This window comes from Polaromonas sp. P3_C2 (assembly GCF_056402675.1).
Genome location: NZ_JBFUGX010000965.1, coordinates 1 through 1202 on the forward strand (window position 1 = coordinate 1; position 1202 = coordinate 1202).

General features: G+C 62.6%; 1 protein-coding gene and 1 pseudogene. Both read left to right on the top strand.

Annotation, left to right across the window (positions count from 1 at the left end; translation table 11 throughout):
- Positions 1-877 (top strand): annotated as a pseudogene (acnA, locus tag AC1DWI_RS23820) (aconitate hydratase); the annotation flags it as partial.
- Positions 877-1202 (top strand): FAD-dependent monooxygenase (locus AC1DWI_RS23825; RefSeq protein ID WP_477725996.1); only part of this gene is annotated, 326 nt, incomplete at its 3' end. The pseudogene acnA and the gene AC1DWI_RS23825, both read left to right, overlap by 1 nt.

A 1202-nucleotide genomic window follows, 5' to 3' on the forward strand; every position in this document is an offset into this window, starting at 1 on the left:
CAATTACGCCAAGGTCAAGACCGAGCCCGGCAAGCTCTGGGAAAACATCAAGGGCGTCAAAGGCACGTCTTACACCTGGCCGGCCAGCACCTACATCGCCGAGCCGCCTTTCTTCAAGGACTTCACCATGAAAGCGGGCGAGGCGGGCAGCGTGTCCGTCAAGGGTGCGCGCATCATGGCGCTGTTTGCCGATTCCATCACCACCGACCACATCTCGCCGGCCGGCTCCATCAAGGCCAGCTCGCCGGCAGGCCTCTGGCTGCAGGCCAACGGCGTGCAGAAGGCCGACTTCAACAGCTACGGTGCGCGCCGCGGCAACCACGACGTGATGATGCGCGGCACGTTTGCCAATGTGCGCATCAAAAATTTGATGATTCCGCCCGATGCGGAAGGCTCGCGCGAAGAAGGCGGTGTCACGTTGTTCCAGCCCGGCAACGAAAAGATGTTCATCTACGACGCTGCCATGAAGTACATGGACCAAGGCACTCCCACCGTGATCTTTGCTGGAGAAGAATACGGCACAGGTTCGTCGCGCGACTGGGCCGCCAAAGGCACGCAGCTGCTCGGCATCAAGGCCGTGGTGGCGCGCAGCTTTGAACGCATTCACCGCAGCAACCTGGTGGGCATGGGCGTGCTGCCCCTGCAGTTCAAGCCGGGTGATTCGTGGCAGACCTTGAAGCTCACCGGAAATGAAGTCATTGACGTGATTCCGCACCCTGAGCTCAAGCCGCAAAGCGAAGCCAAACTGGTCATCACGCGCGCCGACGGTTCTCGCGAGGAAGTCACCGTGATACTGCGCGTGGACACACCCATTGAGGTCGACTACTACCGCAACGGCGGAATTTTGCCGTTCGTGCTGCGACAGTTGCTCGCTTGATGTTCAGACAAGCCCTGATAGCCGGCGGCGGCATCGGCGGATTGGCGGCGGCGCTCGCGGTATCGCGCGCCGGCTGGTACGTCCGCCTGTTTGAACGCGCCAGCGCCTTCAGCGAAGTCGGCGCCGGCATCCAGCTCGGTCCCAATGTCGTCAAAGTGCTGCATGGCTGGGGGCTGGCCGACGCGCTCCAGGCCGTGGCTGCCATTCCCGAGCGCCTGCAGGTGCGAAGTGCCATATCGGGCCAGCTGCTGGGCGAGTTGCCGCTTGGCGCCGCTATGGCCCAGCGTTATGGCGCGCCTTACCTCTCCATTCATCGCGCCGACCT